Source organism: Oleiphilus sp. HI0061 (assembly GCF_001635675.1).
On sequence record NZ_LWFE01000093.1, the window covers coordinates 1 to 1,085 of the forward strand.

Consider the following 1,085-nt stretch of genomic DNA (forward strand, 5'->3'; position numbering starts at 1 on the left):
TACCAAATATACTTCGAGCACAAGTATATGAAAGAAGACGGCAGTATCGTTGATATAGAAAACCCAGAAGAAGGTGGGCCCTATGCAGGCGATATGATTCGTTACTCCCCTCGCCGAGTTGATATTCCTGCCGGTGGATCTCAAACAATTCGTGTCGCCGCTCGACGCCCTAAAGGTTTGGCAGAAGGGGAATATCTATCTCACCTGGTACTTAAACAGATCCCGCAAAAAGCTGACGCGAACTCTCCGGCTACCCCAAAGAACGATGAAGATATCCAACTAAACCTTGCCGTTCAGCCAGTATTAAAACTAGCAATCCCCGTAATCGTTAGAAAAGGCGCTTCTACGACCACGGCAAGCATCTCTGACATTCAGCCAATCGTGCAAAACGAGCAAGTAGAAGAGCTCCACTTCTCGCTACATCGCCAAGGAAATTTTTCTCTCTATGGGAACGTGGAACTATATGAGAAGAACGGTGAGCAACTTGGCTCCCGCGTAGGCTTTATTCGAGGTATCGCTTTATATACTCCAACTTTAAAACGACTAGTCAAAGTCCGCTTAAGCCAAGCGGCATCATTAACTGGAAAAGAATATCTTCTACGCTTTACTGAGGACGAAAAGTTTGGTGGCAGCAATGTCATCGAGCAAACGATAACATTCTAGACACCTGGCAGACTCTTATAACGTAAGATGGATTTTACCTAATATGCCACGCTATGCCGGCCTCTCGATTTTTCTCGTTTACTTAGCTGTATGGGAGCATGCTTTTGCAGAGCTCCCTCCAGAACCTGTTGAGTTGGCAGAGGATAATATACTGATCGTACAATTAAGTTACGATCAGCTATTACTCGAAGAATCTCTTTTCGTCTATCAAACACCCGAGAATACATTTATTCCCGTACAAGGGTTGATAGATTCTCTGGATTTTCCTCTAACGCTAAATTTGGATTCGCTGTCGCTTGATGGCTGGTTTATTTCAGAAGACCGAAACTTTTCTCTCGACATCAATCAGAAAAGTGTTTTTCTCAAAGGCGAACGCCAAACCTGGCCAAAAGATTTTCAGTATGCACTTGATGGTTTTGATT

At 44.1% G+C, this 1,085-nt stretch carries 2 protein-coding genes; both read left to right on the top strand.

Annotated elements, in window-relative coordinates; genetic code table 11:
* Nucleotides 1–663: hypothetical protein (locus tag A3735_RS01185; protein ID WP_068637413.1), on the top strand; the 663-nt coding region annotated here is incomplete at its 5' end.
* A 43-nt stretch (nt 664–706) separates the two neighbouring features.
* On the top strand, nt 707–1,085 hold a 379-nt coding region (locus A3735_RS01190), incomplete at its 3' end, for a hypothetical protein (RefSeq protein ID WP_156499298.1).